Raw genomic sequence first — 22051 nt, 5'->3', positions numbered from 1 at the left:
GCGTGGTTCCCCCTGTGGGAGCGGATTTACCCGCGAAGAGGCCGGTACAAGTCAAACCCGCTCGATGGCCAGCGCCAAACCTTGGCCTACGCCCACACACATGGTCGCCAGGCCCTTACGCCCACCGCTCTTCTCCAGCTGGTGAAGCGCAGTCAGCACCAGGCGCGCACCGCTCATGCCCAGCGGGTGGCCCAGGGCGATGGCACCGCCGTTGGGGTTCACCTGCGGTGCATCGTCGGCCACACCCAGCTCACGCAGCACCGCCAGACCTTGGCTGGCAAAGGCTTCGTTGAGCTCGATCACATCGAAATCATTCACCGCCACACCCAGGCGCTCGGTCAGCTTGCGCACTGCCGGCACCGGACCAATGCCCATCACTCGCGGTGCAACACCGGCGCTGGCCATGCCCAGTACGCGGGCACGTGGGGTCAGGCCGTGTTTCTTCACAGCCTCGGCCGAAGCCAGGATCAACGCCGCGGCACCGTCGTTCACGCCCGAGGCATTGCCAGCGGTGACGGTCTTGTCCGGGCCGTTGACCGGCTTGAGCTTGGTCAAGGCTTCCAGCGTGGTTTCCGGGCGCAGGTGTTCGTCACGCTCGACGATGGTCTCGCCCTTCTTGTGCGCGATACGCACCGGCACGATCTCTTCGGCGAAGAAGCCGGCGGCCTGGGCCGCAGCTGCCTTCTGCTGGCTGCGCAGGGCGAAGGCGTCCTGGTCGGCACGCGAAACCTGGTAATCGTCGGCCACGTTGTCGGCGGTTTCCGGCATGGAGTCCACACCGTACTGGCTCTTCATCAGCGGGTTGATGAAACGCCAGCCGATGGTGGTGTCTTCGAGCTTCATGTTGCGCGAATAGCCGCTTTCGGCCTTGCCCATGACGAACGGGGCACGCGACATCGACTCGACGCCGCCGGCAATCGCCAGCTCCATTTCGCCGCTGGCAATGGCGCGGAAGGCAGTGCCGATGGCATCCATGCCCGACGCGCACAGGCGATTCAGGGTGACACCCGGAATGCTCTCCGGCAGGCCGGCCAGCAGCAGCGCCATGCGTGCCACGTTGCGGTTGTCTTCACCAGCCTGGTTGGCGCAGCCGAAGAACACTTCGTCAACCTGATCCCACTGCACGGTCGGGTTGCGCTCGATCAGCGCCTTCAGCGGTACGGCGGCCAGGTCGTCGGCCCGCACGCCGGCCAGGGCGCCACCGAAGCGGCCGATCGGGGTGCGAATGGCGTCACAGATGAATACGTCGCGCATCAAGCTTCTCCTGCGACCTGGCCATGGGCCGCGGCGGTACGGGCTTCGAGGTCACGCAGAGCGGACAGCTCGACTTCGGTCGGTTCGGCGGTGGTCTGCACATCGTCGGCAAAGCGGATCGCCCAGCCAGTGGCGGCGATGATCTGCTCGCGGGTCACACCCGGGTGGATCGCAGTGACGACGAATTCGTGGGTCCCGGCTTCCGGCTCCATGATGCACAGGTCGGTGATAATGCCGACCGGGCCGTCGCCTGGCAGGCCAAGGCGTTTGCGCGAGTCGCCGCCTTCACCGTGGCCAACCGAGGTGATGAAGTCCAGCTTGTCGACAAAGGCACGCGGCGACTGCTTGAGGATGATCAGTACCTGCTTGGCAGAACCAGCGATTTCCGGTGCACCACCAGCACCTGGCAGGCGGGTTTTCGGGGCGTGGTAATCACCGACGACGGTAGTGTTGATGTTGCCGAAGCGGTCGACCTGGGCAGCGCCGAGGAAGCCGACGTCGATGCGCCCACCTTGCAGCCAGTAGCGGAAGATCTCGCCGGTCGGCACCACGGTGTCAGCGGTTTCGGCCAGCTCGCCGTCGCCGATAGACAGCGGCAGCACACTTGGCTTGGCGCCGATCGGGCCGGATTCGTAGATCAGCACCACGTCTGGCGACGATGTCAGGCGCGCCAGGTTGGCAGCCTTGGACGGCAGGCCGATGCCGACGAAGCACACAGCACCGTTGCGCAGGCGACGTGCTGCAGCGACGGTCATCATTTCGGAAGTGGAGTAGCTCATTGTGCGGCCTCCGCAGTGCTGGCCAGCTTGGCCTTGAATTCGTTGAAATCGGCAGTGCCACGGATGTAGGTGTCGATCCAGGCGGTGAACGATTCGCGGCTACGCGCGATCGGGTCCCAGGCCTGGTAGAAGCGGTTGTCACGCTCGTAGTAGCCGTGGGCATAGGACGGGTGCGCACCGCCAGGTACCAGGCATACCGCGCTCAGGGCCCAGGTCGGCAGCACACAGGCGTTCATCGGGGCCTGCAAGTCGTCGACGATTTCCTCGACGGTGACGATGCAGCGCTTGGCGGCCAGGGCGGCTTCCTTCTGCACGCCGAGGATGCCCCACAGCAGCACATTGCCTTTGCGGTCGGCCTTTTGCGCGTGGATCACGGTCACATCCGGGCGCACCGACGGCACGGCTGCCAGCACTTCACCGGTGAACGGGCAGGTGACGCTCTTGATCAGCGGGTTGACCTTCGGCAGGTCGGAGCCGGCGTAGGCACGCAGCACGGCGAACGGCAGGCCAGAAGCACCGGCGACATAGGCGTTTGCCAGGTCGGCATGGCTGTGTTCTTCGATTTCGATGGCGTGTGGCCACTGCTTCTCGACGGCATCACGCAGGCGGTGCAGCGAGCCGACACCTGGGTTACCACCCCAGGAGAAGATCAGCTTGCTGGCGCAGCCGGCGCCGATCAGCTGGTCGTAGATCAGGTCCGGAGTCATGCGCACCAAGGTCAGGTCGCGCTTGCCCTGACGGATGATCTCGTGGCCGGCGGCAGTCGGGATCAGGTGGGTGAAACCTTCGAGGGCGACGGTATCGCCATCCTGGATGAACTGCTTCACGGCTTCGTGAAGCGGGAGAATTGCAGCCATTTGGAGACTCCTGGTCAGGGTGCTTCGGTGAGCTCAGATTAAGGAGACTGGTGGGTGGCTTACAATCCGATAATCGACTATCTGTGCGATTATCGAACAATTTGTTGTCCTGCTATTCATTCACTACCGTGTCGAATTCTTCGCAGCACAAGGCTGCTCCTACAGGGGGCGGCGTCGCCTTTATAGGAGCAGCCTTGTGCTGCGAAGGGCCGCACAGCGGCCCTCGGGCTTCAGGTCGCGTCAGCGTGGCTCACCAGCCCTTTCACGATCACACCCACGGTCGCCAGCCCCGCCGGCACCAGCAATGCCGTGAGCACCTGTTCGAAGTTCCAGCCCAGCCCCAGCAGCGTCGCACCACTCCAGGCCCCGAGAATCGCACCGAAGCGGCCGATACCCAGCATCCACGATACCCCTGTGGCGCGGCCCTGTGTCGGATAGAAGCGCGCTGCCAGCGAAGGCATCGCCGATTGGGCGCCGTTCACGCACATGCCGGCAACCAGCACCAGCGTGGCCAATACGGTGATGTTGCCCAGGCTCTGCCCCACGGCGTAGGCGAACACCCCGGCCAGCAGGTAGAAAATTCCGATCACCTTGTGCGGATTGAAGCGGTCCATGGCCCAACCCACACCGACGGCGCTCAGCACGCCACCGAACTGGAACAGTGCGCCGATGAAGGCAGCCTGTTCCATGCTCGCGCCGCTGTCGCGCATCAAGGTTGGCAACCAGCTGGTCAGCAGATAGACGATCACCAGGCCCATGAAGTAGGTCAGCCACAACAGCATGGTGCCCATGCCGTAGGTACCGGAGAAGATCAGCGCGAACACGTTGCGCGCGGCCACCGCCTTCTGTTCCGGCACGCTGAAACTGCCCGCCTCGGCCACCACCTGCGGCGCGATGGGCGACAAGGTCTGGCGCACCTTGTCGGTACCCCGATTGCGCACCACCAGGAACCGCGCCGACTCCGGCAGCCATACCATCAGCACCAGCGCCAGCAGCAACGGCAGCACGCCACCGATCACCAGCAGGCTGTGCCAGCCGTAGGCCGGGATCATCTTGGCGGAAATGAAACCACCACCGGCCATGCCCAGGTTGAAGCCGCAGAACATGCTGGTCACCAACAGCGACTTGAGGCGCTCGGGGGTATATTCAGACAATAGCGTGGTGGCGTTGGGCATACCTGCACCAAGGCCCAGGCCAGTCAGGAAGCGCAACACCAGCAACTGATCGACGTTGGTGGCATAGGCCGAGGCCAGGCTGAAGCCACCGAATACCAGCACTGCGCCCACCAGCACGCCCTTGCGGCCAAAACGGTCCGCCAGCGGGCCGGAGCCGAGGGCACCGAAAACCATACCGATCAATGCAGCACTCATGACCGGGCCGAGGCTGGCGCGGTCTATCCCCCACTCCTGCGAAAGGGCCGGGGCGATGAAGCCCATGGCGGCGGTGTCCAGGCCATCGAGGAAGACGATCAGGAAGCACAGCAACACCACCCGCCATTGGTAGCGGGACAGCGGCTGCTGATTGATGAACGACTGGACGTCGAGGCTATTGCCGACGTTGGTTTGCGCTTGATTCATTATTGTTTTCCAGAATGAGGGGCACAGCCAGCCCACTGCACGCGATCAAACGGTACAGAGGACGATGATTTGGGGATGCAGCCGGCGTCAGCCTGGATATAACGGTACTGCGCGCGGGTGCGGCCGCGGCAGCGAGGGGACAGTATTCATGTTAAGTGCCTCTTATGTTTTTCTTGTTCGGTCGGCACAGCCGACCGTTGCGAGAGACATTAATCAGCGAGCGGAGGCGGCGCAATTCACCGCGAACGACACTGTGCGTTTATCGCACAGGAAAGGGTTTTGCCTGTTCTAAATTTGAAAGTGGCGCGCTGTGCGCCCCTTCGGGGCTCAACCAAACAACTGATGACATAGGTCCCGGCTGGCCGCCAGCAGGATCGGCAAGAACCGCTGCTCCAGCTCACTGCGCGTCACCCGCCCGACATGGGTACTCACATTCAAAGCCGCCAGCACCTGCCCCGAGGCGTCATACACCGGCACCGCAATCGAGCGCAGCCCCTGCTCCAGCTCCTGGTCTACCACGCACCAGCCCTGGGCACGCACCTGCTGGATACAGGCGAACAGCGACTCGGGGTCGTGCAAGGTACGGCTGGTACGCGCCTTCAGGTCGGCACGCTCCAGGTATTCACGCAGGCTGGTGTCGTCCATGGCCGCCAACAGAATACGCCCCATCGATGTGCAATAGGCCGGCAGGCGCCCGCCCACCGACAGGTCGACCGAAATCAACCGCTCCACGGTCGCCGAACGGGCTATATAAAGGATGTCGTCACCTTCCAGCGTGGCCATGTTGGCCGCCTCGTGCAGCTGGTCGCTGATGCGGTCCAGGTAAGGCTGGGCGGAAATCGCCAGCGGCGTCGACGACAGGTACGCATGCCCCAGCGTCAGCACTTTGGGCAACAGCGAATAGGTGCGCCCGTCGGTGGTGGCGTAACCCAGCTTGATCAACGTGTGCAGGCAACGGCGTACCGCAGCACGGGGGATTTCGGTGCGGTGGCTGATCTGGGCGATGGTCAGGTGGCGCTTGCGTTCCTGAAAGGCCTGGATGACTGCCAGGCCTCGCGCCAGGGAGGTCATGAAGTCCGGGTCGCCGGTGAAGGCCTGGATGCGCTTGGCCGGTGACGCCACGATCGGTGGTGCCAGGGCTGCCGAGGCAGGTCGCCCCTGCTCCAGGTTGACCGACTCTGGATTGACGGAATCGCTGGCCAAGGTTTCGTCACTCATCGCACACCTCAAAAAAAAACGCCCACTCGTGCGATTATCGAACAAACGGCCGATAATCGCAATTGACCGCTGACACTTTTACTTATACCTTTCTCATGCCACTTGTGGCTTCTTTGGAGAGACTGGTCAGGTACCCACCGTAGAAGTCCCCAGGCAACGGCCTCGCCTTTTGGCGAGGCCGTTTTTCATTACCCTCCCGGTCGACTGTCCCGCTGCTGCACTGCAACGAACTTTTGTCCGTATTGCCTTTCAAACTTGTACGAAAGGCCCAAACTGTCATCGAATGCATTCCATTACTTGCGTCTTGTGATGTCAGGGTTGGGTAAATTACGATGTCCGGCGAATATCGATTGCTATAATCGATTGCGCAGGCCTCGACGATGCCGTGGTAATGGAACCCTCCGCTGTATCAAGCCGTTGCGGCCAGCAAGGCATGTGCACGCTGCACAACGCTTAACAACTGTCATCAAACTTAACTTAATTCAGGTACTACTGTGACGAAAGATGAACTGCGCGCGGAACTCGAGCGCCAGGCTGAACGTTACAAGGATGTTTATGGTGGCGAAGTCACCACTTACGCCGCACAACCGGATCCGGAACGCAAACCTTGGCGCAAGCGCGCCAGCGTGCGCGACCAGGCCTTCAGCCAGGAACTGGAACGTATGGAAAAGGAACTGCGCAGCGACACTCCCTGACCTGGGACCACGCCAGCGCGTCGTCGCCCGGCCAGCCCGGGCGCGGTCGATCTTTACTGTCCGGCCGAAGGTGAAATGGAATTACACAAATTTCATACGACCGTTTGAAAAGAAGCGAAGCGGCTTTTTTTCCAGCTTTTTGCCGGTTTTCGCCAGCTTTTACGCGCTTTAGCGGATATTTCCCTGCCGGCACGTCGCACCGTGCACATCACGCTCGCGTCAGGAAGATTGCCGTCGGTCTGTCGCAAATGCATCGATTGCCAACGTTTTCTGGCATAATCCCGCCCCCCTAAGACCGCCAGACAACCTTCATGATCGAATTATTCAGCGGACTGGATGCCTGGGTGTTGGTGAGCCTGCTGCTCGCCTTGACCTTCGTGCTCGCCTTCGAGTTCATCAATGGCTTTCATGACACCGCCAACGCGGTAGCTACCGTCATCTATACCAAAGCCATGCCGCCGCACCTCGCCGTGTTCTTCTCCGGCGTGTTCAACTTCCTTGGCGTTCTGCTCGGCGGTGTCGGGGTGGCCTATGCCATCGTGCACCTGCTGCCAGTAGAGCTGCTGATCAATGTGAACACCGGACACGGCCTGGCCATGGTCTTCTCGCTGCTGGCTGCGGCCATCACCTGGAACCTGGGCACCTGGTACTTCGGTATCCCCGCCTCCAGCTCGCACACGCTGATCGGCTCCATCCTCGGCGTCGGCCTGGCCAACGCCCTGATCAACGACATCCCGCTGGGCGACGGTGTCAACTGGCAGAAGGCTATCGACATCGCCATGTCGCTGGTGGTCTCGCCGATGGCCGGCTTCGCCGTTGCCGCTATGGTGCTGATCGGCCTCAAGTGGTGGCGCCCGCTGTCGAAGATGCACAAGACCCCCGAGCAGCGCCGCAAGCTCGACGACAAGAAGCACCCACCGTTCTGGAACCGCCTGGTACTGGTGGTTTCGGCCATGGGTGTGAGCTTCGTGCACGGCTCCAACGACGGCCAGAAAGGCATCGGCCTGATCATGCTGGTGCTGATCGGTATCGTCCCGGCCAAATTCGTCCTCGACCTGAACAGCACCACCTACCAGATCGAGCGTACCCGCGACGCCACCTTGCACATGAGCCAGTTCTACCAGCGCAACGCCGCCACCCTGGGCGAGTTCCTGGCACTGGGCAAGGCCAAGTCCAGCGACCTGCCGGAGCAGTTCAGCTGCAACCCGCAGCAGACCGAGCCGACCATTGCCGCGCTGCAGTCCTCGCTGCAGGGCGTGACCGACTACCACAGCCTGAGTGCCGACAAGCGTGTCGAAGTGCGCCGCTACCTGCTGTGCCTGGACGACACGGCGAAGAAGGTCGGCAAGCTGCCAGGTCTGGAAGCCCGTGAAAAGGCCGATCTGGAAAAACTGCGCAAAGACCTGACCGCCACTACCGAGTACGCCCCGTTCTGGGTGATCGTGGCCGTCGCCCTGGCCCTGGGCCTGGGTACCATGGTCGGCTGGAAGCGCGTGGTACTGACCGTTGGCGAGAAGATCGGCAAGCAGGGCATGACCTATGCCCAGGGCATGTCGGCACAGATCACCGCGGCCTGTGCCATCGGCATGGCCAACATCTTCGCCCTGCCGGTATCGACCACCCACGTGCTGTCGTCCGGTGTGGCCGGCACCATGGTCGCCAACAAGAGCGGCCTGCAAGGCGGCACCGTGAAGACCATCCTGCTGGCCTGGGTACTGACCCTGCCTGCGTCGATGGGCCTGGCGGCCGGCCTGTTCTGGCTGGCGTCCAAAGCCATTGGCTGAGTGATACCGCAATAAGAAGAAGGCGCCTGACGGGCGCCTTTTTCATAGGTGTCATTCCTGTACCGGCCCTATCGCCGGCAAGCCAGCTCCCACAGGTATTGCACCGCCCGCAAGGCCTGTGCAGTACCTGTGGGAGCTGGCTTGCCGGCGAAAGGGCCGGTACAGGCAACCTACCTTTTCTTGCCCCCCAGCAACGACCCCATCAACCCACGCACCAACTGCCGCCCCAACTGGTTGGCCGCCTGGCGCACCGCCGACTTGATTGCCTGCCCTGCCGCACTCTGCAAGAACTCACCAGCCTTGTCGGCAAAGCTCTCTTCATCCGCCTTGGGTTGCGGCACGGGCTCCACCGGCTCGCCCTTGCGCTGGGTCAGCATCTCATAGGCCGACTCACGGTCCACCGGCTTGTCGTAACGCCCCGCCAGCGGCGAATTGGCAATCAGCGCACTGCGCTCAGCCGCGCTCAACGGCCCGATACGCGACTGCGGCGGTGCAATCAGCACACGTTGCACCATCGCTGGCGTGCCCTTCTCTTCCAGTGTCCCCACCAGCGCCTCGCCAATACCCAGTTCGGTCAGCACCGCCAGGGTGTCGAACACCGGGTTGGGGCGGAAGCCATCAGCCACCGCCCGCAGCGACTTCTGCTCCTTGGCGGTAAACGCCCGCAAGCCATGCTGAATGCGCAAGCCCAACTGGGCCAGCACCGCATCTGGCAAGTCCCCCGGCGACTGGGTGACGAAGTACACACCCACGCCCTTGGAACGAATCAGCCGCACCACCTGCTCCAGGCGATCCTGCAATGCCTTGGGTGTATCGTTGAACAACAAGTGCGCTTCATCGAAGAACAACGCCAGCACCGGCTTATCGGCATCACCGCGCTCGGGCAGTTGCTCGAACAACTCGGCCAGCAGCCACAACAGGAAGGTCGCGTACACCTTCGGTGCATCGTGAACCAACCGGCTGGCGTCCAGCAGGTGGATACGCCCACGGCCATCCGGGTCTGGCCGCAGGAGGTCCTCGAGCTGCAACCCCGGTTCACCGAACAACGCCTCGGCGCCCTGCTGCTCCAGGGTCGCCAACCGGCGCAAAAGCGCCTGAGTGGAGGCCGTTGTCATCAGCGCGCTGTCTTCGCCCAGCAGTTGCGGGTTGTCCTTCAGGTGCGCGAGCAGCGCCTTGAGGTCCTTGAGGTCCAGCAGCAGCAGGCCTTCACGGTCGGCTACCTTGAACGCCGCATACAGCGCCGCCTGTTGGCTGTCGGTCAGTTCCAACAGGTTGCCCAGCAGCAGCGGCCCCATTTCACTGAGGGTGGTACGCAGCGGGTGGCCGGACTGCCCGGCAATGTCCCACAGGCTCACCGGGTAAGCCTGGGGCCTGTGCCCCAGCCAGGGCATGCCGGCGATGCGCTCGGCCACCTTGCCTTGCGGCGCACCAGCAGCGCCCAGGCCGCACAGGTCGCCTTTGACATCGGCGGCGAACACCGCAACCCCCGCGTCACTGAACGCTTCCGCCAGATGCTGCAAGGTGACGGTCTTGCCAGTACCCGTAGCGCCCGCTACCAGGCCATGGCGGTTGGCCAACCTCATAGCTTGCCCAACCGGCTGGCCATCCGGGCCAGCACCTACAACGATGGTCGAAATTTCCGACATCTCTTAAATCCTCTGCTCAAGCTTTACCGTAATTCGGCCGATACCTGTGGGTGATATTCGCCTTAATAGAGAGGAACAACCGAAAAGGGACTTTTCGGGATATTGCACTGCTTTGCGACTCCACGCGTGCAAACGCCTGATATGAAACCTTAGCGGAACCGATTACGCCATGAACAAAAGCCTTCGTTTCAGCCACAAGATTCTTTTGGCAGCATCACTGATCGTGATACTCGCCTTCAGCCTTTTCACGCTCTACAACGATTACCTCCAGCGTAATGCGATCCGCGAGGACCTCGAGAACTATCTGGCTGAAATGGGCGCTTCCACTTCGACCAATATCCGCAACCTGTTCGAAGGCCGTATCAAGCTGGTGGAAAACCTGGCACAGAACATAGCCCAGGACCCGACCAACGCCGAAACCCTGATGGGCCAGAATGCGCTGATCTCGAGCTTTCTCACGGTTTACGTGGGCAAGGTCGACGGTGGCTTCAGCGTGCGTCCTGACACGAAGATGCCTGACGGCTACGACCCACGTATCCGTCCCTGGTACAAGGACGGCATGAACGCCGCAGGCCCGATCCTGACCGAGCCATACATCGACATGGCCACCAACAGGATGGTCATCGGCATCATCAACAAAGTGTCCGGCAGTGTCGGTGTCGTCGGTGGCGACCTGGCCCTGGACGGCCTGGTGCAGATCATCAACTCGCTGAACTTCGGCGGCATGGGCTATGCCTTCCTGGTCAACGATCAAGGCAAGATCTTGGTGCACCCGGACAAAGACCTGGTGATGAAGTCGCTGTCGGACCTGTTCCCGCAGCACACGCCGAAACTGAGCGGTGAGCTGACCGAAGTGCAGAGCGACGGCCAGGCCCGCCTGCTGACCTTCACCCCGATCACCGGCCTGCCGTCGGCCAACTGGTACATCGGCCTGTCGGTGGACAAGGACAAGGCCTTCTCGATGCTGAGCACCTTCCGCACGTCAGCGGTGATCGCCACGCTGGTGGCGGTGGTGATCATCATCGGCCTGCTCGGGCTGCTGATCCGCGTGCTGATGCAGCCGCTGCACACCATGACCCGTGCCATGGAAGATATTGCCGAGGGTGAAGGCGACCTGACCAAGCGCCTGCGCATCCACAACCATGACGAGTTCGGCATCCTGGGCAGCGCCTTCAACCGTTTTGTCGAACGTATACACAGTTCGATCCGCGAAGTGTCCTCGGCCACCGAGCAGGTCAACGAAGTTGCCCTGCGGGTCATCAGTGCCTCGAACTCGTCGATGACCAACTCCGACGAACAGTCCAACCGTACCAACAGCGTGGCCGCCGCCATCAACGAACTGGGCGCCGCCGCCCAGGAAATTGCCGGCAACGCCGCCCAGGCCTCGCAGCACGCCAGTTCGGCGCGGTTGCTGGCCGAAGAAGGGCAGCAGGTGGTGGAACGCAACATTGCGGCAATGAACCGCCTGTCCGACCTGATCGTCACTTCCAGCGCGCACATCGAGACGCTGAACAGCAAGACCGTCAACATCGGTCAGATCCTTGAGGTGATCACCAGCATTTCCCAGCAGACCAACCTGCTGGCGCTGAACGCGGCCATCGAAGCGGCCCGTGCCGGTGAAGCCGGGCGTGGTTTTGCCGTGGTCGCCGATGAAGTACGCAACCTGGCGCACCGCACCCAGGAGTCGGCGCAACAGGTGCAGACCATGATCGAAGAACTGCAGGTCGGTGCGCGCGAATCGGTCGAGACCATGGACCAGAGCCAGCGCCACAGCCAGGACAGCATGCAGATCGCCAACCAGGCCGGTGAACGGCTGGACAGCGTTACCGTGCGCATCGGCGAGATCGACGGCATGAACCAGTCGGTAGCCACCGCCACCGAAGAGCAGACCGCCGTGGTCGAAGCGATCAACATGGACATCAACGAAATCAACATGCTCAACCAGGAGGGCGTGGAAAACCTGCAGGCCACCCTGCGCGCCTGCTCCGACCTGGAGCAGCAGGCCGGCCGCCTGAAGCACCTGGTGGGCAGCTTCCGCATCTGACAAGTGCTACTCCTCTCTTTGTAGGAGCAGCCTTGTGCTGCGAAGAGGCCAGTACAGGCAATACAACTGTGTTGCCTTCTCTGGCCCCTTCGCAGCACAAGGCTGCTCCTACAACGCTTGTGCAGCCTACCCTCTTCCCAACCCCACCCAACCCCGATCGAACAAACTATCCTTCTGATAGGTCAACCTTTAGGCGCGTCATCGCCGGCCCGTTAACGCCGGATGACAGACCCGAAGACGATCCCGGAGGGATGCTGATCGTGCACATCGCCGACATCACCATGTTCTACGCCCCCGCCAGTGGTGGCGTACGTACCTATCTTGATGCCAAACACCACCGCCTCGACGCCATCCAGGGCGTCCGCCACAGCTTGCTGATACCCGGTGCCAGCGCCCAGCACGCCGATGGCATATACCAAGTGCCCGCACCGCCACTGCCGTTCGGCAATGGCTACCGCTTCCCGGTACGCCTGGCCCCTTGGTGCAATGTGCTGCGCAGGCTCAAGCCCGACCTGATCGAAGTCGGCGACCCCTACCTGACCGCCTGGGCTGCACTGGAAGCGCGGCGCAAGCTCGATGTGCCGGTAATCGGCTTCTACCATTCCGACCTGCCGCTGCTGGTCAGCAACCGCATGGGCAACTGGTTCACCCCCAATGTCGAGGCCTATGTCAGCAAGCTGTACGGCAATTTCGACCGGGTCCTGGCCCCCAGCCAGGTCATGGCAGACAAGTTGCGCCGCCTGGGCGTGCGCGATGTGCACGTGCAGCGCCTGGGCGTCGACCTGGCCACCTTCCACCCCAACCAGCGCGACCCGCAGCTGCGTGCCGAACTGGGTATTGCCGAAACCAGTCGCCTGCTGATCTACGCCGGCCGTGGCTCGCGAGAAAAGAACCTGCCGGTGCTGCTCGACTGCATGCAGCACCTGGGCCACCCCTACCACTTGCTGTTGGTGGGTTCGAACATGCCGGCCAACGTACCGCGGAACGTCAGTGTGATCGATCACTTCTGCCCGGCACCGGAAGTCGCCCGGCTGATGGCCAGCGCCGACCTGCTGGTGCATGCCGGTGACCAGGAAACCTTCGGCCTGGTCATTCTCGAAGCGATGGCCAGCGCCACGCCGGTAGTGGCCGTGCGCGCAGGTGCTTTCGGCGAAATCGTCAACGAACAATGCGGGCGCTTGTGCCGCCCCAACGATAGCCAGGCCATGGCGACGGCCGTGCAAGAGGCGTTCGAAGCCGGTGTGCGCACGCTTGGGCTACAGGCCCGTCGCCATGCCGAGCAGCACTATTCGTGGGACAACGTCGTCGCCGGCCTGCTGCAACACTACCAGGCTGTGCTCGGCCACCAGCCACAGGTACGTGCCCATGGCTGAGCCGCTACCGGCATCGCGCAGCCTGATGCTGGTGCTGCACGATGTCGCGCCCGAGACCTGGCCCGACTACCAGCCCTTCGTCCAGGCCGTCGACGCCATCGGCGGCATCCCCATGACCTGGCTGGTGGTGCCGGACTTTCACCACCGCAACCCGCTGCAACGCTCGCCTACCTTCTGCCGCTTGCTCGAACGGCGCCTGGCCCAGGGCGACGAGCTTGCCCTGCACGGCTTCTACCATGCCGACAGCGGGCCACCACCGCGCACACCCGGCGAATACTTCATGCGCCGCATCTATACCCACGAAGGGGAATTCTACGCCCTTGACCAGCAGCAGGCCCTGCAACGACTGGAGCACGGCCTGGCACTGTTCGCCCAGCAGGGCTGGCCAGTGGCAGGCTTCGTCGCGCCTGCCTGGCTGATGAGCGAAGGCACCCGCCAGGCACTGCGCCGTCTGCCGCTGCGCTACACCAGCACGCCACAGCACCTGTATCGTTTACCGGACTTCACCGCGATCAAGGCCCCAGGGCTTGTCTGGAGTGCACGCAGCGCCTGGCGCCGTGGCCTGTCACGGGTGCTGTGCGACTGGCAATGCCGGCGCTGGCGCGACGCCCAGACCCTGCGCCTGGGCCTGCACCCGGTGGACATGCGCCATCGCGCGTCCCGCGACTATTGGCTGAACACCTTGCACACGCTACTGGCACAGGGCCGAGAGCCGCTGACCAAATCCACCTGGCTCGACCGCCAGGCCAGCGTATGAACCGCCTGGCCTGGCTGGCCCTGGCACTGCTGGGTGCCATGCTGGTACCGGCACTGCTCGGTGGCAGCGAGCTGCTACCGAGGCTGCAGCGCTTCGCCCCCAGCCTCATGCTGACCCTGCTGGGCATGATCCTGCTTTGCTGGGTCATCAACGCCATCCGCTTGCGCCTGTTGCTCGGCCAGCAAGGAGCAAGGCTTGGGCGCCTGCGCAGCCTGGGTGTGGTGATGGCTACCGAGTTCGCCATCTGTACCACCCCCGGCGGCAGCGGCGGCCCCTTGACCCTGATGGCCCTGCTGGCACGTGACCGGATAGGCCCGGCGCGCAGCGGCGCGGTGTTTGCCATGGATCAGCTGAACGACCTGGTGTTCTTTTTCTGCGCGATGCTGGCTATTGCCGGTTATGCACTGTTCCACAGCCTGGGCCGCAGCCAGGAGAGCATGTTGCTGGGCAGCGCGTTGCTGCTGTGCACGGCACTGGCCGGAGTGATCGGCCTGCTGCGCTACCGGCGCACGGTGATGCGCGTGAACGGCAGGTTGCTGCGCCGCCTGGGCATGAGCCGCCAGCGCAAGCGGCGTTGGGCACGCAAACTGCTACGCTTCATCGATGCACTGGCGCAGACTTGGCGCCTGCCCAAGCGTACGCTGACCTTGGTGTTCACCCTGACCTGCGCCCACTGGGGCCTGCGCTACAGCGTGTTGTACCTGGTATTGAGGGGGTTGGGGGTAGACCTGGCGTGGATCCCCAGCTTCCTTGTGCAGATGCTGTCGCTCAGTGCTGGCCAGTTCAGCCTGTTGCCGGGTGGTGCCGGCGCCGCCGAGCTGACTTCGGCCAGCCTGCTGACGCCACTGGTGGGCAGTTCGACCGCGGCTGCGGCGATCCTGATATGGCGGGCGGTCACTTACTACTTTTATCTGCTGGCGGGTGGGCCGGTGTTTGTGTGCCTGCTGGCGCGCCCGCTGCTGGATCGCTGGCGGCGTCAGGCGGGTTGAGCTGCTGCCAGAGTTCCGCGGCGCCAGGGAAATCGGTGCCATCGGTATCGGCCAGGGCTTCGGGATCGTAGCGGGCCAGGCAGCCTTCACCGAGGGTGGGTGGGGGTGAGGCAGTGGGGTTATTGCGGGTCTTGGCCATTGCGTATCCCTCAGGATTGCCGGGGTCGCCTTGCGCCCCTTTCGCGACACAAGGCCGCTCCCACATGGAACGGGGTACACCATACCCTTGTGGGAGCGGCCTTGCGTCGCGAAAGGGCTGCGCAGCAGCCCCAAGATCTCACCGCCAACCCGACTCTGTCAGTCAAACACCACAGTCTTGTTGCCATGCACCAGCACCCGGTCTTCCAGGTGATAACGCAGGCCACGGGCCAACACCATCTTCTCCACATCACGGCCAAAGCGGACCATGTCATCGATGCTGTCGGCATGGCTGACACGTACCACGTCCTGCTCGATGATCGGGCCGGCGTCCAGCTCTTCGGTAACGTAGTGGCAGGTCGCGCCGATCAGTTTCACACCGCGAAGGGCCGCCTGGTGATACGGCTTGGCGCCGACGAACGACGGCAGGAAGCTGTGATGGATGTTGATCACCTTTTCAGCATAGTCCTGGCACAGCTGCGGCGGCAGGATCTGCATGTAGCGGGCCAGCACCACCACGTCGGCGGCATGCTCCTGCACCAGGCGCGAAACTTCGGCAAAGGCCGGTGCCTTGTCCTTGGGGTCGACCGGTACATGGAAGAACGGAATACCGTGCCACTCGACCATGCTGCGCAGGTCGTTGTGGTTGGAGATCACGCAAGGGATCTCGCAGTCCAGTTCATCGGTGTGCCAGCGGTGCAGCAGGTCGGCCAGGCAGTGCGACTCGCGGCTGGCCATCAGTACCACGCGCTTTTTCTGCGCCGAGTCGGTAATGCGCCAGGTCATGGAGAACTCTTCGGCGATAGGCGCAAACGCCTCACGGAAGGCTTCGATACCGAACGGCAGCGATTCGGCGCGGATTTCATGGCGCATGAAGAACCAACCGCTCTGCTCATCAGAGTGGTGGCTGGCTTCGTTGATCCAGCCATTGTACAAGGCCAGGAAATTACTGACTTTCGCCACGATGCCAACACGGTCGGGGCAGGCGATCACCAGACGATAGGTGCGCATGAATGAGACTCCAGAACTTCGCAAAGGCGCTCATTCTAGCGGCCCGCCAGGAAAAACGCAGTAATGATCGCAGCGGCCGTGGCCTGTGTTCCTGACGAGATGCACTGCCGGCATTCTCTGACAGACATGACGAAATGCAGGGTTAATTGTAAATTTTTGTTCACCTAGAGAAATGGTTGTCACAGCTTAGTTAACAGTTAATTGCCCAACAATATGTTTACTTGCGAGTATTGCCTGTCTATTATTGCCCCACACATTTCTGAACACGCATTAAGGAACACTCCATGTCCCTGATCAACGAGTACCGCGCTACCGAAGAAGCCATCAAGGAACTTCAGGCCCGCCTGGCCAACCTGTCGCAGGATGACAAGCTGAAGAAAGAACTGGAGTTCGAAGGCAAACTGCGCACACTGATGGGCGAATACTCCAAGTCGCTGCGCGACGTGATTGCCCTGCTCGACCCAGAGTCGAAACTGAGCAAGGCACCTCGTGGTGCGGTCAAGACTACCGCCACCAAGCGTGCACGCAAGGTCAAGCAATACAAGAACCCGCACAACAATGAAGTGATCGAAACCAAAGGCGGCAACCACAAGACCCTGAAAGAATGGAAAGCCAAGTGGGGTGGCGATGTGGTTGAAAGCTGGGCGACCCTGCTGGACTGATTGTCCGCACACGCCTGCTGCTTATCGCAACAAGAACGCCGGCATATTGCCGGCGTTTTTGTTTGTCCGCGTTTTGTGTCAGCGCTCAGCCAACTGCATACTGTGCCTGCAATTGCCGGGCATGTACCTGCCAGGCATCCAGCACCCGCCGCCCCGCATCGTCAGCGCCCTCCCAGGCCTGCTGCCGCGCCTGTTCGAAGTCGCCCAGCGTATTCGGCGCGCCCCACTGCGGGTCGCTCAGGCGCTGCTGGCAGAAGCTGAACCAGCGTTGCCGCTCTTCGCCGGTCAGGGTCTCGGGGAAGTTGCGTGCCCTATAGCGGAACAACAATTCAGGCAAGCGCAGGTCATCGAACATCCACTGCCCATGGCTCAACTGCGCCGGTTCCAGTGCACGAACTTGCTCGCATAAGCGGCGGTCACGGTCCCCCAGAAAACCGTCATACAACTGTTGTTCCGGGTCTTCACTCGGGGCGAAGTCTTCCTTGCCGTAGATGTGTTCCAGCTTGTCTTGCCATTGCGCCTGTTGCTCGGCCAATTCTTCGCCGCGCAATTGTAACAACGTCAAGTCCAGACCCAACCGCTGTTGATCGGCCGGGCGTAATACCGAAAGTGGCGCCACTACCGGGCAGCGATTGACCTGCACCAATTTGAGCGGCACGGGTAATTCGCCTTCGGCCAGTTCTTCATGGCGGGTATACAAACGCCGGCGTAGAACTTCAGCACTTTCCCGTAGTAACGGTAGGGTTTCCTGATGCAGGTCGCACACAATCAGTGCATTGCGATTACGCGGGTGCCAGGCCAGCGGCAATACGACACCAAGGTAATTGCGTGCCGCCGAGAAGCGCCCGGATATATGCACCAGTGGCTGCAACAAACGGATCTGCTCCATCACTTTATGCTTGCTGCGCAACTGAAACAGCCAGTCATACAACTTGGGCTGTTTTTGCCGGATCAGGCGGGCCAGGGCGATGGTTGCCCGCACGTCGGAAAGCGCTTCGTGGGCATGCCCATGGTCGATGCCATTGGCCTTGCTCAGCAGCTCCAGGCGCAGGCTGGTGCGCCCGTCCTGCTGCGGCCACTCGATGCCGTCCGGGCGCAGTGCATAGGCCGTGCGCACGATGTCGATCAGGTCCCAGCGGCTGTTGCCGCCCTGCCACTCTCGGGCATAAGGGTCGAAAAAGTTGCGGTACAGGCTGTAGCGGGTCACTTCGTCGTCGAAGCGCAGGGTGTTGTAGCCGGCGCCACAGGTACCAGGGTGCGCCAGTTGTGCGTGCACCCGGGTCATGAACTCCGCTTCGCACAAACCCTGCTCGGCCAGCAGTTGTGGGGTGATGCCAGTCACCAGGCAGGCGGCCGGGTGCGGCAGGATATCGTCGGAGGGCCGGCAATAAAGGCTGATCGGCTCGTCGATTTCGTTGAGGTCAAAGTCGGTGCGCACACCGGCAACCTGCAACGGCCGGTCACAGCGCGGGTTGATGCCGGTGGTTTCGTAGTCGTGCCAGAAAATGCTGGAGGTCACGGGGTCGTCCTGTATCGAGGTCGACCCGATTCTAGCGCGATTCCAGAAGCTGGGCCCGGGGCTCAGCAGGCTCAGGCAGATGCGTTGGCGGGGCGGAAACTGAAATAGTCGCGCAACGAACGGACGAATTCATCGTACTCGCGGGGGGCCTGCAGCAGCATGAAACCGGAATCGTAGTGCCCGGGCGTCTGGTCTTCACGGCACCACAGGCAGCTGGCGGTAAGGTTGACGAATTGATGCCCGCCACCAAGCAGCGGCAGGCGTAATTGCAGATCATAGTCGGGCCCGACCAGCACAGGTAGCTGGCTTATCAACATCAGCCCGTCTTCAGAGGCGTTACCCAGTTGGCCGATGGCCTGACCGGTAATGCGGTTGAACACCTTGAGAACACAAGGCAGCTGATGGCGTTCGATGTGGCGCTTGTTGAACATGATCGCAAGTGCAGTCCGTATCCGATGCCAGGAATACGTGGAACTGGCGGTTGTTGTAACAACTGAGTTACAGATTAGCGCAGCGCGCGCGGCAAATCCCGTGAAATAAATCACACCTTGGTGTTAACGCCAAGGTGCGGCGGTCACCGGGTTCGCCACGGCGGCTTCGGTGCCGCGCAAATGGCCGAGTTTCTCCAGGGTCTGCAGGCGTGCCTGGGCACGATACGCGTATTCATTGCCCGGGTACTGCTGGATCAGGTACTGGTAGGTCTGCGCCGCATCCACGTACAAGGCCTGGCGCTCCAGGCACTGGCCGCGCAGCAGCGACACCTCGGGGTGGATGAACGGTCGTGCACGGCTGGTGCGGTCGACCTGCGACAGCTCGAGCATGACCCGCGCGCAATCGCCACGGTCGTAGGCACGGTAGGCATTGTTCAGGTGGTGGTCCATGGACCAGCGGGTGCAACCGACGGCGCTGGCCGCCAGGGCTAAAACGATCAGGGCTCGCATGGGGGTCTCCTTTGATGCCAGTGTATCGGCCTTTGCCGGCAAATCTTCACACCCTTTTGCAATGATGCCCTGCCCGTTCAAATGCCACCCTGCCTCGGTCGCAGGTAGTGCAACGGAACAATGACTACAGCGAGATTCAGGAGTAGCCTTTCGCTGCGCTTCACTATAGGAGTCTGTGCATGAGCATCCGCCGTACCAAAATCGTCGCCACCCTTGGCCCCGCCAGCAACTCGCCGGAAGTGATCGAACAGCTGATCCTCGCCGGCCTGGACGTGGCACGCCTGAACTTCTCCCACGGCACTCCGGACGAGCACAAGGCCCGCGCGCGCCTGATCCGTGACATCGCCGCCAAGAACGGCCGCCATGTTGCACTGCTGGGCGACCTGCAGGGTCCGAAGATCCGCATCGCCAAGTTCGCCAACAAGCGTATCGAATTGAAGATCGGTGACAAGTTCACCTTCTCCACCGCCCACCCGCTGACCGAAGGCAACCAGGACATCGTCGGTATCGACTACCCCGACCTGGTCAAGGACTGCGGCGTTGGTGACGAGTTGCTGCTCGACGATGGCCGCGTGGTGATGCGCGTCGAGACCGCCACCGCAGATGCCCTGCACTGCGTGGTGATCATCGGTGGCCCGCTGTCGGACCACAAAGGCATCAACCGTAAAGGTGGCGGCCTTACCGCACCGGCCCTGACCGAGAAAGACAAGGCCGACATCAAGCTGGCCGCGGAAATGGACCTGGACTACCTGGCCGTGTCCTTCCCGCGTGACGCCAGCGACATGGAATACGCGCGCAAGCTGCGTGACGAAGCTGGCGGCAGCGCCTGGCTGGTGGCCAAGATCGAACGCGCCGAAGCAGTGGCCGACGACGAGACCCTCGACAAGCTGATCCTCGCATCCGACGCCGTCATGGTCGCCCGTGGCGACCTGGGCGTGGAAATCGGCGACGCCGAGCTGATCGCCATCCAGAAGAAGATCATCCAGCACGCCCGCCGCAACAACAAGGCGGTGATCGTGGCGACCCAGATGATGGAGTCGATGATCCAGAACCCGATGCCGACCCGTGCCGAAGTGTCCGACGTGGCCAACGCCGTGCTGGACAACACCGACGCGGTGATGCTGTCGGCCGAGAGCGCCGCCGGTGCCTACCCGATCGAAGCTGTCCAGGCCATGGCCCGCATCTGCCTGGGTGCCGAAAAGCACCCGACCAGCCAGAAGTCCAGCCACCGCCTGCACACTACCTTCGAGCGCTGCGACGAGAGCATCGCGCTGGCGGCCATGTACACCGCCAACCACTTCCCGGGCGTGAAGGCGATCATTGCGCTGACCGAGAGTGGCTACACCCCGCTGATCATGTCGCGCCTGCGTTCGCACGTGCCGATCTTCGCCCTGTCGCCGCACCGCGCTACCCAGGCCCGTGCCAACATGTTCCGCGGCGTGTACCCGATCGCCTTCGATCCGGCCTCGCTGCCGGCCGACAAGGTGAGTCAGGCAGCGGTCGACGAACTGCTCAAGCGTGGCCTGGTGGAGCAAGGTGACTGGGTAATCCTGACCAAGGGTGACAGCTACCACACCATCGGTGGCACCAATGGCATGAAGATCCTGCATGTCGGTGATCCGCTGGTCGGTTGATCTGCTCCAAACGGGGCCGCACTGCGGCCCCATCGCCGGCAAACCAGCTCCCACAGGTACCGCGCAGGCCCAGGTCTGTTGCAATGCTGTGGGAGCTGGCTTGCCGGCGATGGGGCCAGCCCAGATTACACAAATGCCTCAGGCATGCTCGACAAACACATCGGCAAACACCTGCCCCCGTGGCACCCCGGCAATGAACAGCCGCCGGGCAAACCGCTCGACACTCCCCGGCGCCCCGCACACCAGCGCCACCGTCTGCCGCGATGACGGCCGCAACCCGGCCAACGCTTCATCCAGCCGCTCTGCCAGTACCAACTCGACACTCACATCCGCCATCTTGCGCAACGGCTCGGCCAGATAATGCCCAGCGTCCTCGCGCGCCACATGCATGACCCTGATTTCCCCTTGGTGCCCCTGCCGCAGAGCCTCGCGCAAGATGCCCCACAACGGCGCCAGCCCGGTCCCCGCCGCCAGCAACCACAGCGGCCGCTGTTGCCAGTCCGGGTCGTAGTGCAAGGCCCCTCCCCTGAGCTCGCCCAGGCGCAGCACATCACCCAGCTGCAAGCCACGGGCCTTGTCACAAAAGGCGCCGGGGTGCTGGCAGTCGATATGAAACTCGAGGAAATCATCTTCGCCCGGCAAGCTGGCCAAGGAGTAAGGCCGCGCCACCGCGCCATTCCACAGCACCACATGCTGCCCCGCCTGGTAACGCATTGCCCGTTCGGGCCGCAGCCGCACGCGCAGCACATCGCCGAACCAGTCCAGGGCACAGACCTGCGCCGGCAGGCCATCCTGCTGCGGGTCGAACTGCGCCACGCGCAGATCTTCGACTACCCGACACTGACAGGCCAGCCGCCAGCCCTGGGCATGCTTGTCCGGCGCCAGGGCCTCGGGCATGGCATCCAGCGGTTGCCCGCCCAGGCAGTGCACCAGGCAGGCATGGCAACTGCCGGCGCGGCAACTGTAGGGTACGTTCAGCCCGGCCTCGTTCAAGGCATCGAGCAGGTTGCTGCCGGTCGGCACCGCCCAGCGGCGCTCGCCCACGCAAAGTACGGGCATGGTCGGTCTTTCTCCACATATCACAGTGCACTTTAAGCCAAGCACGCAACGGCAGCAAAAAGGATGCCCAACCACTGCCGACCATGGTCCAGACCGACCGCAGGTGTGCCCGGC

At 62.6% G+C, this 22051-nt stretch carries 19 protein-coding genes and 1 pseudogene; 9 read left to right on the top strand and 11 right to left on the bottom strand.

What is annotated here, in order from left to right; genetic code table 11:
• Positions 1 to 51 precede the first annotated feature (51 nt).
• The 5 genes from pcaF to pcaR form a co-directional block, all read right to left on the bottom strand.
• Entirely contained in the window at positions 52 to 1257 is a 1206-nt protein-coding gene (gene pcaF / locus CAG18_RS13725) for a 3-oxoadipyl-CoA thiolase (protein WP_169774743.1), read from the bottom strand.
• Positions 1254 to 2033 (bottom strand): CoA-transferase subunit beta, encoded by a 780-nt coding sequence (locus CAG18_RS13720; protein ID WP_015271653.1) that lies wholly within the window; start codon positions 2031 to 2033, stop codon positions 1254 to 1256. Before CAG18_RS13720 ends, pcaF begins: the two co-directional genes overlap by 4 nt.
• The gene (locus tag CAG18_RS13715; protein WP_015271654.1) at positions 2030 to 2890 is read right to left on the bottom strand and encodes a CoA transferase subunit A; all 861 of its coding nucleotides are present in this window, start codon (positions 2888 to 2890) and stop codon (positions 2030 to 2032) included. Before CAG18_RS13715 ends, CAG18_RS13720 begins: the two co-directional genes overlap by 4 nt.
• A 230-nt stretch (positions 2891 to 3120) precedes the next feature.
• Positions 3121 to 4467 (bottom strand): MFS transporter, encoded by a 1347-nt coding sequence (locus tag CAG18_RS13710; protein ID WP_015271655.1) that lies wholly within the window; start codon positions 4465 to 4467, stop codon positions 3121 to 3123.
• A 327-nt stretch (positions 4468 to 4794) separates the two neighbouring features.
• Positions 4795 to 5685: a pca regulon transcriptional regulator PcaR gene (gene pcaR / locus CAG18_RS13705; protein ID WP_013974048.1), complete on the bottom strand. Its 891-nt coding sequence runs from the start codon at positions 5683 to 5685 to the stop codon at positions 4795 to 4797.
• Positions 5686 to 6179: 494 nt separating this feature from the next.
• On the opposite strand from pcaR, the gene CAG18_RS13695 reads away from it, so the two are divergent.
• Together CAG18_RS13695 and CAG18_RS13690 are read left to right on the top strand one after the other, a co-directional pair.
• Positions 6180 to 6380 carry a hypothetical protein gene (locus CAG18_RS13695; RefSeq protein WP_003259583.1) on the top strand — a complete coding sequence of 67 codons (201 nt, stop codon included), beginning with the start codon at positions 6180 to 6182 and terminating at the stop codon, positions 6378 to 6380.
• A gap of 311 nt (positions 6381 to 6691) precedes the next feature.
• Positions 6692 to 8164 (top strand): inorganic phosphate transporter, encoded by a 1473-nt coding sequence (locus CAG18_RS13690; RefSeq protein ID WP_013974049.1) that lies wholly within the window; start codon positions 6692 to 6694, stop codon positions 8162 to 8164.
• Positions 8165 to 8334: 170 nt separating this feature from the next.
• Here CAG18_RS13690 and CAG18_RS13685 read toward each other — a convergent pair whose 3' ends face one another.
• Entirely contained in the window at positions 8335 to 9810 is a 1476-nt protein-coding gene (locus CAG18_RS13685; protein ID WP_085721037.1) for a helicase HerA-like domain-containing protein, read from the bottom strand.
• Positions 9811 to 9979: 169 nt separating this feature from the next.
• Between CAG18_RS13685 and CAG18_RS27500 the strand changes: the two are divergent.
• The 5 genes and pseudogenes from CAG18_RS27500 to CAG18_RS13665 all read left to right on the top strand — a co-directional run.
• Positions 9980 to 10996: pseudogene (locus tag CAG18_RS27500) on the top strand (cache domain-containing protein); the annotation flags it as partial.
• A gap of 93 nt (positions 10997 to 11089) precedes the next feature.
• Entirely contained in the window at positions 11090 to 11854 is a 765-nt protein-coding gene (locus CAG18_RS27495; protein ID WP_370464237.1) for a methyl-accepting chemotaxis protein, read from the top strand.
• A gap of 251 nt (positions 11855 to 12105) precedes the next feature.
• Positions 12106 to 13227, top strand: a complete 1122-nt coding sequence (locus CAG18_RS13675; protein WP_085721036.1) for a glycosyltransferase family 1 protein — start codon at positions 12106 to 12108, stop codon at positions 13225 to 13227.
• Positions 13220 to 13984 (top strand): DUF2334 domain-containing protein, encoded by a 765-nt coding sequence (locus CAG18_RS13670; protein ID WP_015271659.1) that lies wholly within the window; start codon positions 13220 to 13222, stop codon positions 13982 to 13984. The genes CAG18_RS13675 and CAG18_RS13670 overlap by 8 nt, the downstream gene beginning before the upstream one ends.
• A complete protein-coding gene (locus CAG18_RS13665) occupies positions 13981 to 14973 on the top strand; it encodes a lysylphosphatidylglycerol synthase transmembrane domain-containing protein (RefSeq protein ID WP_085721035.1) in 993 nt (330 codons plus the stop codon). Before CAG18_RS13670 ends, CAG18_RS13665 begins: the two co-directional genes overlap by 4 nt.
• 297 nt (positions 14974 to 15270) lie before the next feature.
• On the opposite strand, the gene purU is transcribed toward CAG18_RS13665, so the two are convergent.
• Complete coding sequence (gene purU, locus CAG18_RS13655; protein ID WP_023662871.1) at positions 15271 to 16122, bottom strand: formyltetrahydrofolate deformylase; 852 nt, start codon at positions 16120 to 16122, stop codon at positions 15271 to 15273.
• A gap of 284 nt (positions 16123 to 16406) precedes the next feature.
• Between purU and mvaT the strand changes: the two genes are divergently transcribed.
• Positions 16407 to 16784, top strand: a complete 378-nt coding sequence (gene mvaT, locus CAG18_RS13650; RefSeq protein ID WP_003259590.1) for a histone-like nucleoid-structuring protein MvaT — start codon at positions 16407 to 16409, stop codon at positions 16782 to 16784.
• An 85-nt stretch (positions 16785 to 16869) separates the two neighbouring features.
• Here mvaT and sbcB read toward each other — a convergent pair whose 3' ends face one another.
• From sbcB to CAG18_RS13635, 3 genes are all read right to left on the bottom strand, one after another.
• Positions 16870 to 18303, bottom strand: a complete 1434-nt coding sequence (gene sbcB, locus CAG18_RS13645) for an exodeoxyribonuclease I (protein ID WP_015271663.1) — start codon at positions 18301 to 18303, stop codon at positions 16870 to 16872.
• A 71-nt stretch (positions 18304 to 18374) separates the two neighbouring features.
• A complete protein-coding gene (locus tag CAG18_RS13640; RefSeq protein WP_003259592.1) occupies positions 18375 to 18734 on the bottom strand; it encodes a PilZ domain-containing protein in 360 nt (119 codons plus the stop codon).
• A 123-nt stretch (positions 18735 to 18857) separates the two neighbouring features.
• On the bottom strand, positions 18858 to 19244 hold the full coding sequence (locus tag CAG18_RS13635; RefSeq protein ID WP_003259593.1) for a hypothetical protein: 387 nt from the start codon (positions 19242 to 19244) through the stop codon (positions 18858 to 18860).
• A 179-nt stretch (positions 19245 to 19423) separates the two neighbouring features.
• Here CAG18_RS13635 and pyk point away from each other — a divergent pair, with 179 nt between their 5' ends.
• A complete protein-coding gene (gene pyk, locus CAG18_RS13630) occupies positions 19424 to 20878 on the top strand; it encodes a pyruvate kinase (protein WP_013974057.1) in 1455 nt (484 codons plus the stop codon).
• Between the two features lie 138 nt (positions 20879 to 21016).
• Here pyk and CAG18_RS13625 read toward each other — a convergent pair whose 3' ends face one another.
• On the bottom strand, positions 21017 to 21937 hold the full coding sequence (locus CAG18_RS13625) for an iron-sulfur-binding ferredoxin reductase (RefSeq protein WP_085721033.1): 921 nt from the start codon (positions 21935 to 21937) through the stop codon (positions 21017 to 21019).
• Between the last annotated feature and the right edge of the window lie 114 nt (positions 21938 to 22051).

The sequence above is a fragment of the Pseudomonas sp. B22(2017) genome, from assembly GCF_002113105.1.
Lineage (GTDB): Bacteria > Pseudomonadota > Gammaproteobacteria > Pseudomonadales > Pseudomonadaceae > Aquipseudomonas > Aquipseudomonas asiatica.
This window is presented reverse-complemented; position numbering and strand designations above follow the sequence as displayed.